Annotated in this window: 1 protein-coding gene; it reads left to right on the top strand. The window is 62.2% G+C overall.

Features of this window, described 5'->3' with window-relative positions; all coding sequences use genetic code 11:
* Positions 1-71: 71 nt before the first annotated feature.
* The coding region (locus GVL03_RS21075) for a hypothetical protein (protein WP_235038299.1) at positions 72-413 on the top strand (342 nt) is incomplete at its 3' end.

Here is a 413-nt window from a genome sequence, read left to right as displayed (position 1 = left end):
TCCGCAGTGTCAAGGGACTCCCAGACCTCTTCGATGCGGATCTGGTGATTGATGCAACTGGCGAGGAGATTGTGAGCGAGATGATCAACGCCATGCGCCTGGACAAAGGCACTGAAGTACCGGTGCTCCACGTACGGATCCGGGGGAACGGGGAATGCGTCCAGACTTTCTGGGCGGAGGGGCGCCGCCTCGGATGCTTCCGATGCCTGTTGCAGGCTGAGCACAAGCACTATCGGCAGGAGCGCTTCCCGGTCCTGAAAGAGCTGCCCACGCGCAAACAGCTGGGCTGCAATGGCTTCACGCCGTACGCGGTCAGCGCACCGATGGCTGCGGCGGCGCTGTGCTTGGAAGTTGTAGTCGACTGGCTTCAATACGGACGGGCAAGCCCGCGATTCCGAACCAGCGCGATGGCC

Origin of the sequence: Microbacterium sp. 18062 (genome assembly GCF_902706225.1) — a bacterium.
Taxonomy (GTDB): domain Bacteria; phylum Actinomycetota; class Actinomycetes; order Actinomycetales; family Microbacteriaceae; genus Microbacterium.
This window is presented reverse-complemented; position numbering and strand designations above follow the sequence as displayed.